This window comes from Ruminococcus turbiniformis (genome assembly GCF_020687545.1).
In the GTDB taxonomy this organism is placed as follows: domain Bacteria; phylum Bacillota; class Clostridia; order Lachnospirales; family Lachnospiraceae; genus Mediterraneibacter; species Mediterraneibacter turbiniformis.
The window spans coordinates 1-15,825 of sequence record NZ_JAJEQX010000021.1; the positions used below are offsets into that span (position 1 = coordinate 1).

The 15,825-nt window shown below is 50.1% G+C and carries 18 protein-coding genes, 2 tRNA genes and 1 rRNA gene; 3 read left to right on the forward strand and 18 right to left on the reverse strand.

Annotated features, from left to right (window positions below):
* The 17 genes from LKD70_RS11540 to LKD70_RS11620 form a co-directional block, all read right to left on the reverse strand.
* Window positions 1–409 (reverse strand): 16S ribosomal RNA (locus tag LKD70_RS11540); the annotation flags it as partial.
* Window positions 410–934: 525 nt separating this feature from the next.
* Window positions 935–1,024: transfer RNA gene (locus LKD70_RS11545), tRNA-Ser, on the reverse strand.
* An 85-nt stretch (window positions 1,025–1,109) separates the two neighbouring features.
* A complete protein-coding gene (locus tag LKD70_RS11550; RefSeq protein ID WP_227708186.1) occupies window positions 1,110–1,535 on the reverse strand; it encodes a sensor histidine kinase in 426 nt (141 codons plus the stop codon).
* Between the two features lie 6 nt (window positions 1,536–1,541).
* A complete protein-coding gene (locus LKD70_RS11555; RefSeq protein WP_227708187.1) occupies window positions 1,542–2,132 on the reverse strand; it encodes a histidine kinase dimerization/phospho-acceptor domain-containing protein in 591 nt (196 codons plus the stop codon).
* Window positions 2,122–2,805 (reverse strand): response regulator transcription factor, encoded by a 684-nt coding sequence (locus tag LKD70_RS11560; protein ID WP_227708188.1) that lies wholly within the window; start codon window positions 2,803–2,805, stop codon window positions 2,122–2,124. Before LKD70_RS11560 ends, LKD70_RS11555 begins: the two co-directional genes overlap by 11 nt.
* Before the next feature lie 52 nt (window positions 2,806–2,857).
* Window positions 2,858–4,552 (reverse strand): ABC transporter permease, encoded by a 1,695-nt coding sequence (locus LKD70_RS11565; RefSeq protein ID WP_227708189.1) that lies wholly within the window; start codon window positions 4,550–4,552, stop codon window positions 2,858–2,860.
* Between the two features lie 68 nt (window positions 4,553–4,620).
* Window positions 4,621–4,706: transfer RNA gene (locus tag LKD70_RS11570), tRNA-Ser, on the reverse strand.
* 124 nt (window positions 4,707–4,830) lie between these two features.
* Window positions 4,831–5,523, reverse strand: a complete 693-nt coding sequence (gene ispD / locus LKD70_RS11575; protein ID WP_227708190.1) for a 2-C-methyl-D-erythritol 4-phosphate cytidylyltransferase — start codon at window positions 5,521–5,523, stop codon at window positions 4,831–4,833.
* Window positions 5,524–5,566: 43 nt separating this feature from the next.
* Window positions 5,567–6,595, reverse strand: coding sequence for a tRNA (adenosine(37)-N6)-threonylcarbamoyltransferase complex transferase subunit TsaD (gene tsaD, locus LKD70_RS11580; RefSeq protein ID WP_227708191.1), 1,029 nt, complete (start codon window positions 6,593–6,595; stop codon window positions 5,567–5,569).
* Window positions 6,592–7,515 carry a ribonuclease Z gene (locus tag LKD70_RS11585; protein ID WP_227708192.1) on the reverse strand — a complete coding sequence of 308 codons (924 nt, stop codon included), beginning with the start codon at window positions 7,513–7,515 and terminating at the stop codon, window positions 6,592–6,594. The genes tsaD and LKD70_RS11585 overlap by 4 nt, the downstream gene beginning before the upstream one ends.
* Before the next feature lie 14 nt (window positions 7,516–7,529).
* A complete protein-coding gene (locus tag LKD70_RS11590) occupies window positions 7,530–7,775 on the reverse strand; it encodes a hypothetical protein (protein WP_227708193.1) in 246 nt (81 codons plus the stop codon).
* 146 nt (window positions 7,776–7,921) lie between these two features.
* Window positions 7,922–9,118, reverse strand: a complete 1,197-nt coding sequence (tsaB, locus tag LKD70_RS11595) for a tRNA (adenosine(37)-N6)-threonylcarbamoyltransferase complex dimerization subunit type 1 TsaB (protein WP_227708194.1) — start codon at window positions 9,116–9,118, stop codon at window positions 7,922–7,924.
* Between the two features lie 38 nt (window positions 9,119–9,156).
* Window positions 9,157–9,585, reverse strand: coding sequence for a tRNA (adenosine(37)-N6)-threonylcarbamoyltransferase complex ATPase subunit type 1 TsaE (gene tsaE / locus LKD70_RS11600; RefSeq protein ID WP_227708195.1), 429 nt, complete (start codon window positions 9,583–9,585; stop codon window positions 9,157–9,159).
* Between the two features lie 23 nt (window positions 9,586–9,608).
* Window positions 9,609–10,787, reverse strand: coding sequence for a phosphoribosylaminoimidazolecarboxamide formyltransferase (locus tag LKD70_RS11605; RefSeq protein WP_227708196.1), 1,179 nt, complete (start codon window positions 10,785–10,787; stop codon window positions 9,609–9,611).
* Window positions 10,788–10,812: 25 nt separating this feature from the next.
* Window positions 10,813–11,529 (reverse strand): IMP cyclohydrolase, encoded by a 717-nt coding sequence (locus tag LKD70_RS11610; protein WP_227708197.1) that lies wholly within the window; start codon window positions 11,527–11,529, stop codon window positions 10,813–10,815.
* Window positions 11,530–11,605: 76 nt separating this feature from the next.
* Window positions 11,606–13,000 (reverse strand): hemolysin family protein, encoded by a 1,395-nt coding sequence (locus LKD70_RS11615; RefSeq protein ID WP_227708198.1) that lies wholly within the window; start codon window positions 12,998–13,000, stop codon window positions 11,606–11,608.
* Between the two features lie 140 nt (window positions 13,001–13,140).
* Window positions 13,141–13,635, reverse strand: a complete 495-nt coding sequence (locus LKD70_RS11620; RefSeq protein ID WP_227708199.1) for a CarD family transcriptional regulator — start codon at window positions 13,633–13,635, stop codon at window positions 13,141–13,143.
* Between the two features lie 437 nt (window positions 13,636–14,072).
* Between LKD70_RS11620 and LKD70_RS11625 the strand changes: the two genes are divergently transcribed.
* The 3 genes from LKD70_RS11625 to LKD70_RS11635 are packed head-to-tail and all read left to right on the forward strand — an operon-like array spanning window position 14,073 to window position 14,812.
* Entirely contained in the window at window positions 14,073–14,282 is a 210-nt protein-coding gene (locus tag LKD70_RS11625; protein WP_227708200.1) for a helix-turn-helix transcriptional regulator, read from the forward strand.
* Window positions 14,279–14,593 (forward strand): hypothetical protein, encoded by a 315-nt coding sequence (locus LKD70_RS11630; protein ID WP_227708201.1) that lies wholly within the window; start codon window positions 14,279–14,281, stop codon window positions 14,591–14,593. Before LKD70_RS11625 ends, LKD70_RS11630 begins: the two co-directional genes overlap by 4 nt.
* A gap of 33 nt (window positions 14,594–14,626) precedes the next feature.
* Window positions 14,627–14,812, forward strand: a complete 186-nt coding sequence (locus LKD70_RS11635) for a hypothetical protein (protein WP_227708202.1) — start codon at window positions 14,627–14,629, stop codon at window positions 14,810–14,812.
* Between the two features lie 352 nt (window positions 14,813–15,164).
* On the opposite strand, the gene pcp is transcribed toward LKD70_RS11635, so the two are convergent.
* Window positions 15,165–15,809, reverse strand: coding sequence for a pyroglutamyl-peptidase I (gene pcp, locus LKD70_RS11640; protein WP_227708203.1), 645 nt, complete (start codon window positions 15,807–15,809; stop codon window positions 15,165–15,167).
* Window positions 15,810–15,825: the final 16 nt, after the last annotated feature.

Here is a 15,825-nt window from a genome sequence, read left to right on the forward strand (position 1 = left end):
GCTGCATCAGGGTTTCCCCCATTGTGCAATATTCCCCACTGCTGCCTCCCGTAGGAGTTTGGGCCGTGTCTCAGTCCCAATGTGGCCGGTCACCCTCTCAGGTCGGCTACTGATCGTCGCCTTGGTAAGCCGTTACCTTACCAACTAGCTAATCAGACGCGGGTCCATCTCATACCACCGGAGTTTTTACCACTGTGTCATGCGACACCGTGGTCTTATGCGGTATTAGCAGTCATTTCTAACTGTTATCCCCCTGTATGAGGCAGGTTACCCACGCGTTACTCACCCGTCCGCCGCTCAGTCACAAAACTCTTCATCCGAAGAATCAAAGTAAAGTGCTTCGCTCGACTTGCATGTGTTAGGCACGCCGCCAGCGTTCATCCTGAGCCAGGATCAAACTCTCGTTAAAAGTGTTTGTTCTGTTCAAGAATTACCTGCTGGCAATTCTATCCCTTTACTGTGTTAATGGTTTGTTAAAACCGTTCTTAGAAATTTTCTCTTCAAAGAAATTTTCAAGGGTTGTTGTCTATTGTTCAGTTATCAAGGTTCCTGTCGTTCTTTTCAAGCGACAGCTTATTTATTATACCAAAGCAGTTTTCGTTTGTCAAGAACTTTTTTTATTTTTCTTTGTTTTTCGCTGCCTCGCACGAGTCAGCTTAGATATAATACCACTTTGTGACATTATCTGTCAACTGTTTTTCAACATTTTTTGTCCATTTTTTTCCTCTTTTTGGACGGTACCATATCTGGTATTTTTTACATGATATTATCTCAATATTTACCCTTCATTTATATAGCTTAACACTGTTCTTCATATGGATGCTCTCTCTGAAAGCCATGCAATACAACACACTGCACTTTTTCATAATTTTCACAGCATAAAACATATAAAAACTACTGGCATATTCCAGTAGTTTTTTGAGAAAATATCAAACGGAGAAGGAGGGATTTGAACCCTCGCGCCGCTATTAACGACCTACTCCCTTTCCAGGGGAGCCCCTTCGGCCAGCTTGGGTACTTCTCCAAAATGTCCGTCATTTAATATACACGATATTCGAGCAGTTGTCCAGTACTTTTTTCATTTTTTTCAAAACATCTTACTGCTCGTCTTACTGCTTTCTCAGAAACACGCTGAAAGTGTTCCCGATCTTCCCCTCATTCCGGACTTTTATATAGCCGCCCTGTTCCGCCACAATCTCTCTGGCCAGATAAAGTCCCAGGCCGATTCCCTCTTTTATAAACGCTGCATTTTCCCCGCGGTAATAACGCATGAATATTTTTGGATATTCACTCTGCGGAATCACCTGGCCATAACTTGTAATGTCAATGCGTACAAACAGTTCGTATACAGTAATGCTGACCTTCACCGGCATTCCTTTTCCGCCGTATTTCACCGCATTGTCGAGAATATTGAACACGGCCTCTTCTGTCCAGCGCCTGTCATAGAACGCGCAGACTTCCTGGCTTCCGGAAAAACTCACTTCATTGCCATTTGCTTTCGCCTTGAGAGAAATCTGGTCAATCGCGCTCAGCACCGCGGCTTAACCCGGCTGTCCCGCCGGGTTAAGCCGCCTGATGTCGTCTTCAAGACGCATCGTCTTCGTAAACCCTTCCGCGAACCACCCAAGTTTCTCCACCTGTGCCTGAATCACTTCGCAGATCTGCTCCCTGTCTTTCTGCGGAAGCTCATCCTGCACAAGGAAGCCGCAGTACATCTGAATATTTGTAAGCGGTGTGTTCACCTGATGAACCAGAGCCGCGATCATGCCACTCAGTTCTCTGTGCTGCTTTTCTTCCCGCTCTCTCGCCCCATTCAGCATCTCATACAGTTTCCCATTCTGGAACTGAAACTTCCCGAGAACAGACTCTTCCTGCGGGGAAAACTCTTCTTTCGGATCACCGGCAATCATACTCTGGATGCATTCGTCTACTTTTCCCAGTACACGTGTCACATTCCGGCTTATCCGTATATACGCGCACCCGAAAACGAACAGATTCCACACACCGTACAGGACAATTGCTGTCCTGCTCTCCATATATGTACATATAATAGCAAATGCAGCCAGGGACAAAGCCCAGACTGCCAGTGCCATTTTTACTGTCCAACCCACGATTTCCCTGTTATTTTCCATTTTCATCGCTCCACTTATAACCGATTCCAAACACATTCAGTATGTGTCTGGGATTCTTCCTGTCTTCTTCAATCTTCCCCCTGAGTCTTGCAATATTTGCGCTCAGTGTATTTTTATCCACGAAATTTCCGTCGATGTCCCATATCTTTTCGAGCATCGTCTCCCATGTGAGAACCTGATTCCGGTTCTCAATCAGTATCTCCAGAATTCTGATCTCCGTCCTGCTCAGAGCGACTGGCTCCCCTGCTTTTTTCAGCGTCTTTGTATGAAAATCATAGGTCAGGTCTTCTGTCCGGTACAGGCCATCCTCTTCCCTGGCGTTCCTTCTGAGTACAGCACGCAGTCTTCTCAGGAGAAGAGGGATGGAAAACGGTTTGGTAACATAATCGTCCGCTCCCGCATCAAACCCCCGGATCTGATCCCGTTCTGCACTGCGGGCAGTCAGGAAAATAACCGGAGCCTTCACCTCCCGGCGGTGAGCCTCAAGATAGTTCCGGCTGTCTCCGTCCGCAAGAGACACATCCAGAAGAACCGCATCCACAGGCCGGGACAGTTGTTCTTTCATTTCCTTTAAACTGCCCGCCGCCACTGACTCGTAACCTTCCTTTTTCAGGGAGTATACGATGCCGTTCCTTAAAACAGCATCGTCCTCCACCACTAAAATCCGATACATTTTCCCGCCTCCATTCCGCCTGTTCTCCCGTCACTTTTCCGCACCAGCTCTTTTACTCCGCTTCTCTCAGCCTCTCTACAACTGTCTTCCTGTTCAGCGTCTCCGTCAGTATTCCGGACACCGCCGCCGCAAGCAGAACCCCCGCCACCGTCACCATGGCAATGGATACCGCATACAGCTCCGGTCTGAATCCCGTTGAAAGCGGATACTGCGAGAGCATCTGCGTCACCGGATAGCCGAGCGGAACCAGAATAACAAGGCTGATCAGAATCATCTTCATCCCCTGAACAAAAATATCCCCTGCCATCTGCCGCTTTGTCATTCCGACAGACTGAAGTGCCGCATATTCAATCTTTCTTGAAAGCACACCGGTCACAAGAGTATTGACAATATTCGCCATGCCAATCAGACCGACGATAATTCCCACAAAGATACCGATACATACCTTCTGTGTTTTCTGGGATTCTTCACTCAGCCGTGTCTCGTATTTTGAAGTCACCCGGATCTGTGTATTCAGACTTTCTTTCACCATATCTTCCAGCTCCGCCTGATATGCCGCCTCATCCTGACCGGACGTATTGATCAGAATACTGCTCACCATCTGATCCGCCTGTTCCCCGTATATCTCACGGAATGCATCGTCGGAAATCACGAGCTGAACGGTACCCGTAGCCATTTCTCCTGCATAGCAGTCCGGTTTTGTCCCGACCACCGCCATAACTGTGAACGTCTTTTCAACATAGCTGTCCGTCCCCGGTACTGCAAAGGAAAGCGTAATCTCCTCCCCGGCGTTCATCCCGCTGTATTCAAAGTCTTCTCCCGCGAAAAGTGTATTGACTGACTGATAGATCAAATAGTCACCGGAAGCAAACTTCTCCGGATCCAGTTCCCCGTCATATACGTTCAGATTTTTCGCCTCCATGGGCAGTGCAGACGCATCCATCCCGAGGATTCCCGTCTCGTAATCCGAGCCGCTCTCCAACACGCCGGAAACCTCACTGGCCCACGTCTCATTTACTCCGGTCAGCTCCATCTCTTCCTCGGCCACTTCCCGGATACGCCCCTCAAACTTCACAGCTCCGAGAGCCTCCGGATAGACTCCGTCGTCCGGCTCGGCGCCGATGTTGGAAGCGCGGTAATAAATATAACTCTCATCCGCGAAATCCACATCCGCAACTTTCTGTGCAAACTCCATATCTATCGGCTCATACGGGTCATCCATCACCTGATCCGCATGATACTGATACACTTTGTAGTCCGCTTCGTTCATGCGGTCCGCCATCCATTCCGTGTCGTATCCGACGAATGCGGTAAACAACGCACAGAACAGAATGCCGCTTAAGGCAAATGAGATCACTGCGAACACTTTCTTTTTCTTTCCCGATGCGCGGAATCTTGCCGCCTCGACTGGAGACACCTTTGCCGCGAGAGACAGCGCTTTCCGGCTGCTGATGCAGACTGTGACCGCCGCAAAAAATGCGCCCGCCGCTGCCGCATATACAAGAGATCCGCCGACTTCATAATAACGTGCAAACGAAAGCTGCGCATCGGCCAGGAGCCGGATTACAAGCACGTTCAGCCCTGTACCGGCAAGAGTTCCGGCCAGTATTCCCGCCGCTGCAAGCCGCACCACCTGCCAGTTCAGCATGGACCGCACCTGTTTTCCCGTCATTCCGATCGTCTTCATACTTCCCATAAACCGGATATCATTGACAACCGAAATATAGAAAATATTATAAATCAGCATACTTCTTACAGTCCGCTCCGGAAATAAAAAAAGCCTGCGATGTGCAGACTTTCTGAAAATATTATGAGCGGAGAGGGTGGGATTCGAACCCACGCGCCCTTTCGGACAAACGGTTTTCAAGACCGCCTCGTTATGACCACTTCGATACCTCTCCATATATTACGCCGCATGTGCCTTACTATATTTCCCCGTGCGACGTGAATTATTCTAGCACAGAGGGAAAAGGGCTGTCAATACCCTATTGGCAAAACTTTCATTTCTGTATAATCTTTCCGCTCTTACTTCAAAAACACATCCGCAATATCCAGATCTTCCGGCGTCGTAATCTTAATATTCTGATATGACCCTTCAAACAGCCGCACCGGAAGCCCCAGCATCTGCTCCACCACCATCGCGTCATCCGTCACAGAGATGTCGTCCTTTTCCATGAGCATGGAATACGCCTTTTTCACAAGCTCCGTCTCAAACACCTGAGGCGTCTGAACCTGCCACACACGTTTTCTGTCCGGCGTTTCAACTACCGTTCCCGCCTCATCGACGATCTTGACGGTATCTTTTGACGGCATCCCCGCCACACAAGCGCGGTTCTCTCTCACGCAGTCATACGCTCTCTGAATCATCTCATCCGTCACAAAGGGCCGGGCGCCGTCATGGATGAAGACATAGCCGGGCTTCGTCTCCTTAAGCCCGTTCCAGACGGAATGATAGCGCTCCGCCCCTCCGGGGATGATCTTTTTCACCTTTGTGATGCCGAATTTCTCCGTGATCTCCCGGCGGCAGAACTCCTCTTCCCCGCTCCCTGTCACAAGGATAATCTCATCGATCCGCCCGGAATCCTGAAACGTCTTCAGCGAATAATACAGTACGGGCTTTCCTTTGAGAATGAGATACTGTTTATGTACTTTTGTCCCCATCCTTCTGCCGCTGCCCGCAGCAAGAACGATGGCCGTGCAGTATTTCTTTTCCGCCATCACGCATCTTCCTCCTGATTCGCCGGATGCCACTTCTTTTTCTCTACCGCTCGCCCAGTTTCAGATTCGGCACCGCGTTTAAGTCCCATCCATGCCTTGTCCCGGCGAGGTACTCGTAAAATGCCGCAGCACCGATCATCGCCGCATTGTCAGTGCAGTAAATCGGGGACGGATGATAAAACCGGATCTCTCTTTTCGCACACGCCTCTTTCATCGCCGCGCGCAGAGCTGTATTGGACGCCACGCCCCCCGCGATTGCAAATTTATATATTCCGAAATCCGCAGCCGCTTTCATGGAATTCTCCACCAGCACCTCTACCACTGCTTTCTGGAAAGACGCAGCGATATCCGCCGGGTCAAAACTCTCGCCCTTCATTTTACATCCGTTGATATAGTTAAGCACAGCAGATTTGAGCCCGCTGAAACTGAAGTCATACTCCGCCCCGTCGATCCGCGCTTTCGGGAATTTCACCGCATCCGGATTGCCCTCTTTCGCGATCCGGTCAATCTTCGGGCCGCCCGGGTAGCCGAGCCCGATGGCGCGGGCCACCTTGTCATACGCCTCTCCCGCGGCATCGTCTCTCGTCCGTCCCAGGATCTCATATTTACCGTAATCTTCCACTTTCACGAGATGGGTGTGTCCGCCGGACGCCACAAGGCAGAGAAACGGCGGTTCCAGATCCGGGTGCTCGATATAATTGGCTGAAATATGTCCTTCGATATGATGCACGCCCACAAGAGGCAGATTCCGGGCAAACGCAATCGCCTTCGCCTCGGCCACTCCCACAAGGAGAGCGCCCACAAGCCCGGGGCCGTACGTCACAGCGACCACATCGATGTCATCGAGCGTAGTCTGCGCTTCTTTCAGCGCCTCCTCGATCACCTGGTTGATCTTCTCGATATGTTTCCGCGAGGCGATCTCCGGCACCACACCGCCGTACAGCTTGTGCAGGTCGATCTGGGAAGAAATAATATTGGAGAGCACTTCTCTCCCATTGTGGACGACCGCTGCCGCAGTCTCGTCACACGAACTCTCTATTGCCAGAATATTGATGTCTCTTATCTCTTTCATTTTGCGCCTCTCTCGTCTTCAAACTTCAGTTCCGCCGACATTCCGTCTTTTCCGGCCTTTGCCCCGGGGAATATCCGGCGCACTTCATCCATATACGGCTCCGGTCTTGTAAGAGAAGGGCTGTAATGTGTCAGCCACATCTCTCCAACATTGCCTCCGCGGGCAATCTCCGCAGCCTCGTAAAATGTCATGTGTTTATACTCTGCTGCCTTCGCCGCCTTGTCCTTCTCCCCGTACATTCCCTCACAGATGAAGAGATCGGAATCCTTCACGTTTTTGCGGATCGATTCCGTAGGACGGGTATCGGTCGCATAGGTAAGTTTGATTCCTTTTCGCGGCGGTCCGAGAACCATATCCGGCGTGAACCTTCCGTCTTCGTTTTCGATCACCTCTCCGCTCTGGAGCCTGCTCCAGTATTTCAGCGGAATATTCTGCTCCTTTGCTTTTGCGGCGTCAAACTTCCCGGCACGGTCGATCTCAAGGGTATAGCCGTAGCAGAGAACGTTATGATTGACACGAAACGCCTTTATGCGGTATCCGTTCATCTCAAATGTCTGCTCCGGCCCCTCAATCTCCTTAAACACAATCGGGAAAGGGAGCTCCGGCGCGATCACTCGCAGACAGCTCACCACCCTCTCCAGGCCTTTGGGCCCGATCAGGGTAAGCGGTTCCGTCCGGTCTGCGTTTCCCATCGTGAGAAGCAGTCCCGGAAGTCCGCTGATGTGATCACCGTGATAGTGAGTAAAGCAGATCACGTCGATCGGCTTGAAACTCCACCCTTTTTCTTTTATCGCAATCTGCGTGCCCTCCCCGCAGTCTATGAGCAGGCTGCTGCCGTTAAAACGGGTCATGAGCGCTGTCAGATAGCGGTAAGGGAGCGGCATCATGCCGCCGCACCCGAGCAAACATACATCTAACATAACATTCCTCTGTCTTATTCCTCTGCAGTCTCCGCCGGGATCTTAAAAGAGGCGAGAAGGCTGTCGTAGCACTCCTCACACAGATCAAACCTGTGTCTCTGTCCGTCTTTCTCCGAGGGGTATCCCCACTTGTAGTCCACGCTGAAAACACCTTCCGAAGGGACAGCGCCGACCGGGATCTCCTTTCCGCACCGGTTGCAGATAATTTTATTTAACTCTTTTTTCGTCTCTTTTGTCTCTCTCGATTGATACTGGCGCATACAATTCTCCTCCTGTAAATCCTCACGAGCCGGCAGATCTTTCATAAAAGACTTCTCTTCTGCCTTCTGATTCGTGAGCGCAGTCTGCAAAACTGCAGTTTCTGTTTTTGTCACGCCTACAGTATATCGGATCAGCAGCCGGATTCCTACTGGGAACTGCTGGTGTCTTCCAGACTTCTGCTCATCAGAATCGCATCCTCCTGCGGATTCTCATAAAAGTGCTGGCGCACACCGTCCTCCCTGTATCCGGCTGATTCGTACAGACCGCGGGCCGCCTCGTTTCCGCAGCGCACATCGAGGAGGATTCTCGTGATCTGCCTCTCTTTGCAGACCTCTTCCAGCGCAGCAAGGAGGGCACGTCCTACCCCCTGCCTCTGCAGCTCCTTCGGCACGGCAATCCGGGCGATCTCCGCCTCGCCGGCCGCGTCATAGGCCAGCACATACCCTGCCCTTCTTCCGGCTTTTTCCGCCATCAGGCAGAGAGCGTTCTTCTGCCCCACTGTCTCCAGAACCGATTTTTCACTCCACGCATCCGAGAAAAGCTGATGCTCCATCTCAGCCACTGCGGCCGCATCTTCCATCGTCATCGTACGAACTTCCGGAACCGCCTTCTTCTCCCGTTCCGCCCGCTCGCGCTCCGCCTGGGACACACGCAGATACTCCGGTTTATGTTCCGCCGCCGTCTCATACCTTCCGGCGCGGAAATACTCAATGCCGAGCGCCCCAACTGCCGCAGCTCTCTGACGGTTCATAAAGGAGGGTGCAAAATAATAAGGCACCTTCAGCCCCTCCGCCAGCATATCCGAATACACCGGAACACCGTCCCCCAGGAAGACGACACGCCTGCCGTAAATATTCAGCCTGCGGATCAGCTCTTCCACGGAAACTGCCATCTGTACACGGATCACTTTGAAGACCGGCCTGTCCAGGTATGCGCCGTCTTCGCTTTTTCCATGTTCAAAGGTATAAATGCCTGTATATACCTGCTTTCTTCTCGCATCCATAATCGGGCAGATAATGTCCTCACACCCGAAAAGACTGTACGCCATCGCGTCCACCGTGGGCACATGGATGAGGGGCCTGCCAAGTGCAAGCCCCAGTCCCTTCGCCGTTGCGGATCCGATGCGGAGACCGGTAAACGATCCCGGACCTCCCGACACAGCGATTGCATCCAGAGTGGAGAGATCCACCTCCACCATCTTCGTCATCTCATCGATCATCGGCAGAAGCGTCTGCGAATGTGTCTTTTTATAGTTAATTGTATATTCTGCGATCGTCGTCTCGTCCTCTACGACCGCCACTGTGGCTGTCAGCCCCGAGCTGTCTATCGCCAATACTCTCATATCTGTCTCCCGCTTCCTATCTGTTTCCTTCAAAATCTTCAGGGAATTTCCCGGATCGTAATCCTGCGGTAGTCAAACCCCTGGGACAAATCCTTTTCAATCAGGACTTCCGTGCGCTTTTCCGGCAGGATCTCCTCGATCAGATTCGCCCACTCGATCAGGGATACCCCTTCTCCCATCACATAGTCGTCAAAACCGACTTCTTCCATCTCTTCCACGTCTCCGATCCGGTAGACGTCAAAATGGTAAAACGGAAGCCTGCCCCCGTCATATTCCTGTACAATGGTAAATGTGGGGCTGTTCACCGCCTCTTCAATTCCAAGACCTTTCGCCAGTCCCTGGGTGAAAACCGTCTTTCCCACGCCCAGATCTCCTGTCAGCGTGAAAACCTGCCCCGCGTACGCCTCCTGGCCAAGTCTCATGCCTACGTGAAACGTCTCTTCCGGGCTTCTCGTCTCCAGTACCATAACCCTCTCCCTTTCCGCTGTTTCTAGTGGTGGAACAGACGGATTCCGGTAAATGCCATCACCATGCCGTACTTGTTGCATGTGTCGATCACATTGTCGTCTCTCACTGATCCGCCCGGCTGCGCGATATATTTCACGCCGCTCTTATGCGCCCGCTCAATATTGTCGCCAAACGGGAAGAACGCGTCTGATCCAAGCGCGACATCTGTCATTTTGTCGAGCCATTCTCTCTTCTCTTCCCTTGTAAATACATCCGGCTTCACTTCAAAAATGTTCTCCCATGCGCCGTCCGCGAGCACATCCATGTACTCTTCTCCGATATACAGGTCGATTGCATTGTCACGGTCTGCGCGCTTGATTCCCTCTTTGAACTGAAGGCCAAGCACCTTCGGAGACTGTCTGAGCCACCAGTTGTCCGCTTTCTGTCCTGCCAGACGCGTGCAGTGGATACGGGACTGCTGTCCTGCTCCGATTCCGATTGCCTGTCCGTCTTTTACATAACATACAGAGTTGGACTGTGTGTATTTCAGCGTAATCATGGCAATCGCCAGATCAACCTTCGCCGCCTCGGGGAGATCTTTGTTTTCCGTCACAATATCAGAGAAGAAATCTTTGTCAATATTGAGCTCATTTCTTCCCTGTTCAAAAGTGATTCCGAACACTTCCTTGTGTTCAAGCGGGTCCGGTACATAATCCGGATCGATCTGGATCACATTGTAGTTTCCCTTTTTCTTCTGTCTGAGCAGCTCCAGCGCCTCCGGTTCATACCCCGGGGCGATGACGCCGTCGGACACCTCTCTTTTGATCAGACGCGCCGTATCCACGTCGCAGATGTCAGACAGCGCGATAAAATCACCGAAGGATGACATTCTGTCCGCACCTCTCGCTCTCGCATATGCACACGCAAGCGGAGAGAGTTCTCCCAGATCATCCACCCAGTAAATCTTCGCCAGCGTCTCGGTAAGCGGAAGTCCGACCGCCGCTCCTGCCGGAGAAACGTGCTTAAACGAAGTCGCAGCCGGAAGTCCGGTCGCTTTCTTCATCTCGGACACGAGCTGCCAGCCGTTGAACGCATCCAGAAAATTAATGTATCCCGGGCGTCCGCAGAGCACCTGGATCGGAAGATCTTTTCCGTCTCTCATATAGATTTTCGACGGTTTCTGGTTCGGGTTGCATCCGTATTTCAGTTCTAATTCTTTCATGTTTTCATCCGCTCCTTCTCTGCTTTTATTTCTCGTTTTTGTTCACGATCTTTGTCTCATAGTTTCCTGTCTCGATATCAATATAGCGGACGAAAAGTGAAACTTTATTGTCCTCGTTCAGGCTGTTCCACAGAAGGTCCGTAAACGCTTCCATGTCATCCGGTATGCCGATCCGTTTCGGCTCTCCCTCAAAGCTCGGAAGCGGGTTTCCGTCGCACATATATGTGTGAATAAAATGCCCCTCTCCTGCCGCCGGATTTTCATAGGCGAATGTATACCTGCTGCATCCGTCAGGATTTCCGTCCCTGCTCTTTAAGATTGACATGGCATAGTTGTACGTTCCGTTTTCTATATGCATAATTCCGGAGATGCGCGGCGTGTAGTTCGGACCGTCCGGTTCAAACTCCCGCGTGCGAAGTGACTGTTCAAAGGTGAGCTGCTTATCCATTCCCTCATAAATTGTGTCCGTCTGATCCCCGTTGGTCACAATCGTCTTATTCCCAAGAACCCGTACCGGCGCGTAGATGATCAGACTCGGGTCTGTAAGTTTGGACGGATCGAAAGCCTGCGTCCGGATTCCTTCCCCATCCTCCACAAAAATGCGGTTTCTGCTGTTCTCACTGCGGCCCATAATAAAGTATGCCGTAACAGCTTTTTTCCCGTCCGGTGTCTTTCCGATAACAATTCCTCTTCCCGGATAAGAATTGTTTTTAAGCTCCTCTTCAATCGACAGCATCTTCATAACTCACTGCATCTCCTTTCTGTGTTTCATGCTCTCCGTTCTTCTCTTCTGACTGTGCATTTTCGTCTGCACTTCGTCATTCCGTTTCCTCTTCGTCGGACGTCCGTCTCTGCTTTTTCTTTCCTCCCTTTTCCTCCTCATCGTCTTCCGTCTCCGGAGGCGGAAGAATCCTAAGCATGACTTTCGTGATACGGTTGTCCTTTACCTCTTCCACTTTAAAGACAAGATTGTCCGTCTCGATAACATCTCTGTCATCTTTTCCCGGAATATGACCAAGCTTCTCGATCAGATATCCCGACAGGGTGTCATAGTTCTCAGTCTCCAGTTTCAGCCCGAGTTCTTCATTCAGGTCATCGATCAGAAGTCCGCCGTCCAGACGGTATTCATCCTCGCTGACCGGCTCAATCTCAGGCACAACCTCCTCATACTCTTCATTGATGTCTCCCATGATCTCCTCAACGAGATCTTCAATCGTCACAATTCCCGAAAAGCCGCCGTATTCGTCTACAAGAATCGCCATGTGATGTCTCGTTGCCTGCATCGTACGGAACAGCTCGTCCGCTTCTTTTGTCTCAGGGACAAAATACGGCTCGTGAAGCATCTCTCTGATATTCAGCTTTTCCGGACTGTTTTTCCGCAGTTCGATCATCACATCCTTGACGTGGAGAACCCCGATAATGTTGTCAATGCTTTCTTCGTAAACCGGTATCCTGTTGTGTCTCGTCTCCAGTATCTCGTCTATGATCTCCTCAAAAGGCTCTTCGATGTCAATGGTTACTACATCTCTTCTCGGAACCATGATTTCCCGGGCCGTCCTGTCGTCAAATGCAAACACCGAGTCGATCATTTCACGCTCGTCATCGTCAAACGCGCCGCTCTCATTTCCCATTTTCAGAAGAGCTTTGATCTCCTCCTCTGTAACAGCTTCTTCCTGGTCCTCCGTCTTCATATGAAGCAGTTTGAGCACCATTTTCGTCGAGACAGACAAAAGTTTGATAAACGGTGAGAGTACAATCGAAACATAGTGAATCGGCATGACAGTCAGCATACAGAATGCCTCCGCCTTCTGAAGTGCGATCCGTTTCGGCACAAGCTCTCCAAACACAAGGTTGAAGAACATCAGCAGCAGAGTCACACCGTTATGTGCAATCTGCGAACTGTATGGAACTCCCACTCCGCGCATCCACTCCGCAAGAGCCGGTGAAATGCTGGCTGCCGCAGATGCTGAGGAATAGAATCCCGCAAACGTAATCGCCACCTGAATCGTAGAGAGAAACTTTGTTGAATCCTCAAAAAGCCCCTCGATCACTTTCGCCTTTTTATTGCCCTCCTCGGCAAGGCTTCGTATCCGGTTTTTATTAACCGAGACAACAGCCATCTCCGCTCCGGCAAAAAAGGCGTTCATCAAAGTGAAGAACAACAACAGTAACAAGTCGAACAAAATAGTGTTCCCCGCAGGGTCCGCGTCCATAAAAATAACTCCTCCTAATAAAATGATTATCAGGAGAAGTATATCATGTACATGCTTTTTGCGCAAGATGCGATCCTGTCAAGCGCTTCTGTCAGGCATGTACCCATACGGCCTGTCAGGCATGAGTATGCATGATCCCGTCAGGAATGTGACTCTTCCGTATGCTCTGCGATAAATCCCGGCATCTGGCCTTCCGGCACCCCGAGTACAAAGGAGAACTCACTGTACAGTGCATGTTCAAGCAGCATCTGGTATTTCCGGTCAAGACTCGTCATACTGCCGCGCTTCTTCGTGCGGTTGTATGTTGTCTTCAGAACCCGTACCCAGTTTTCCGGGCAGTAATCTGCAATGCATGCCTTGTACTCCTGTTCCCGGAATTTCTCGTTTTTCACATGAAGCATCTCAATCTCCGGCATACGCCCGATCAACTCCATCGCCTCCTCCCGGCTTACCGGCGGGCGGATATTCGACGAATCGTCGGTCGGCACATACGCCCTGTCCTTCTCATTCTCAACAGACTGAAGAGTATAATACTGTTTCTTCCGGTCCACATAAGGGAAATTCAGCGTTCCGATTTCTTCCACCTTGTAAAGTCCCCTGCATTTGTAAACGACAGCATCTCCTCTGCTGAGCATCCTATTCCTCCTCTCCCACTGTATCTTTTATATCTAAAGTATAGCCAAAGAAAGGCCGATACAACGGTGTAACGGCCTTTTCCGGTCTTATTGTATACATTTTAACATCTTTTTCACATAGAAGTAAGAACATTTTGTGTGGGGAGAAAGAATTTTGTTATAATTTCACAAAGTACTGGAACAGATTTTTAGATAAAGTGCTGGATAAGCGTACGCGTGGAAGTGGGGGAAATCCCCCACTCCCACGCTGGGCTTTTTCCGATCGTGGGATACACGGTAAAGCAGTAGAAATAAAAAAAGAAAATGGAAGTATGCACGCCTGAAAACCGAGGCTACCCGAAAAATCAAAATTTGTGTATTTATCTATTGACAAAATGTAATCTATCCGTTACATTATATGTAACCATTTCATTACTTTTTGGAAAGGAGTCATGACTTTGATATGGAATAAGATTAAAGTACTGAGGGCCGAACGCGACTGGACACAGGCTGATCTCGCAGAAAAAGTCGGAATCTCACGCCAGGCAGTCATTTCAATTGAAAAGTACAAATACACGCCATCGCTGGAACTTGCATTTAAGATCGCAGAAGCTTTTGATGTTTCCATTGACCAGGTCTTTGAACACAGAGAGGAGGAAGGAAAATGAATGAACAGCTTATCTTACTCTTTTTTATTGCAATTGCCGGAATTGCCACTATATGGCTATATGTTTTTAAGGCCAGAAAACAGATAGAATACAAAGGAGATGAACGGTGGCAGTTGATACAATTAAAAGCAAATAATACTGCGAATCTTGCGCATTCGTTTTTGATCGTTTTAATTGTTGTTTTACCATTTTTTATAAGTATGCAGACAGCAATTACACTCCAGCGAGTTTCAATTTTTGCTTTGATCTATATCGGAGCGCGCAATCTGATCGAACTGATCGCCACCTTCTATTTCGATCAGCGTCTGTAGCTGCCAAAATCAAAAAATCAGGGAGGTTTTAACATGTCCGTACAGAGAAAAATAATTCACAATATCATCCTTGCCGTTTTGCTGATCTGTACAGCATATTTCGTGTATTCCATCGCATCAGATCCGTTGGGCCGCCATGACATCATCCCCATGCTCGCTGTCGCCGCCGGGTACATTGCACTTGCCTGGGACAAAAAGAAATACGCTGCCGCCAGGTGAAATTGAAAGCAGACGAAAAGAAGACGGAACTTTACTGACATATAACTGCAGTTGAACTGACTGCTTTTGTCAATAAAGTCCGTCTTCTTTTTTCTGTTTTCGCAATCCCCCAAAACAAACTCTCTGTTCACCGATGATTTGCCGGAAAATTACAACTTCTGCCCGGATTCAAACCAGCGTGTGGCGGATCATAGTGTTCCGCAGTAGGCCGTGAAACAACGCTGGTGCTTAGAGCGTGTCTTTTACGCTCTTACGCATCCACTGCGTTGTTTCCCGAGCGAAAGCGATGCCTGCAAGGAATATTGTGATCCGCCTCACGCGGACATCATCTGCATATTCCCGGCAGCTCACACTAATGTGTCTCCCCGGCTACCACTTCTTCTCCTGTCTCACCTTTTACCGCTGCCTCAATGGCATATTCCAGCGCTTTGGCAATCTGATCAACGGGCATGAACGGAGTTCCGTTTGGCTTATCCACCACCTGGCTGCTCTCATAGGGAACATGGATGAAACCGCCGTGCACTCCCGGAAACTTCTTATCCAGAAGATAGAGCACATGATACATCACACTGTTGCACACAAACGTGCCGGCTGTGTAGGAAATATGCGCCGGAATTCCGTGTTTTCTCATATTTGCCACCATAGCCTTTACCGGAACGGTTGCGAAATACGCCGTGTCGCCGTCTTCACGGAGAGCCTGATCAAGGGGCTGCTCGCCGTCATTATCCGGGATCCGCGCCTCTGCAAGATTGATCGCTACTTTTTCCACTGTGACGCATGACCGTCCGCCCGCCTGCCCGATGCTGAGGACGATATCCGGCTGATATTCTTCAATCGCTTTCTCAACCACTTCCGCACTGCGGGTAAACACCGTCGGAATTTCAAGTTTGATAATCTCCGCATCCGCAATCTTATCCGGAAGGAGCTTTACCGCCTCAAACGCGGGATTTACACTCTCTCCGTCAAAGGGATCGAAACCTGTCACTAATACTTTCATTGTCTTTCTCTCCTTT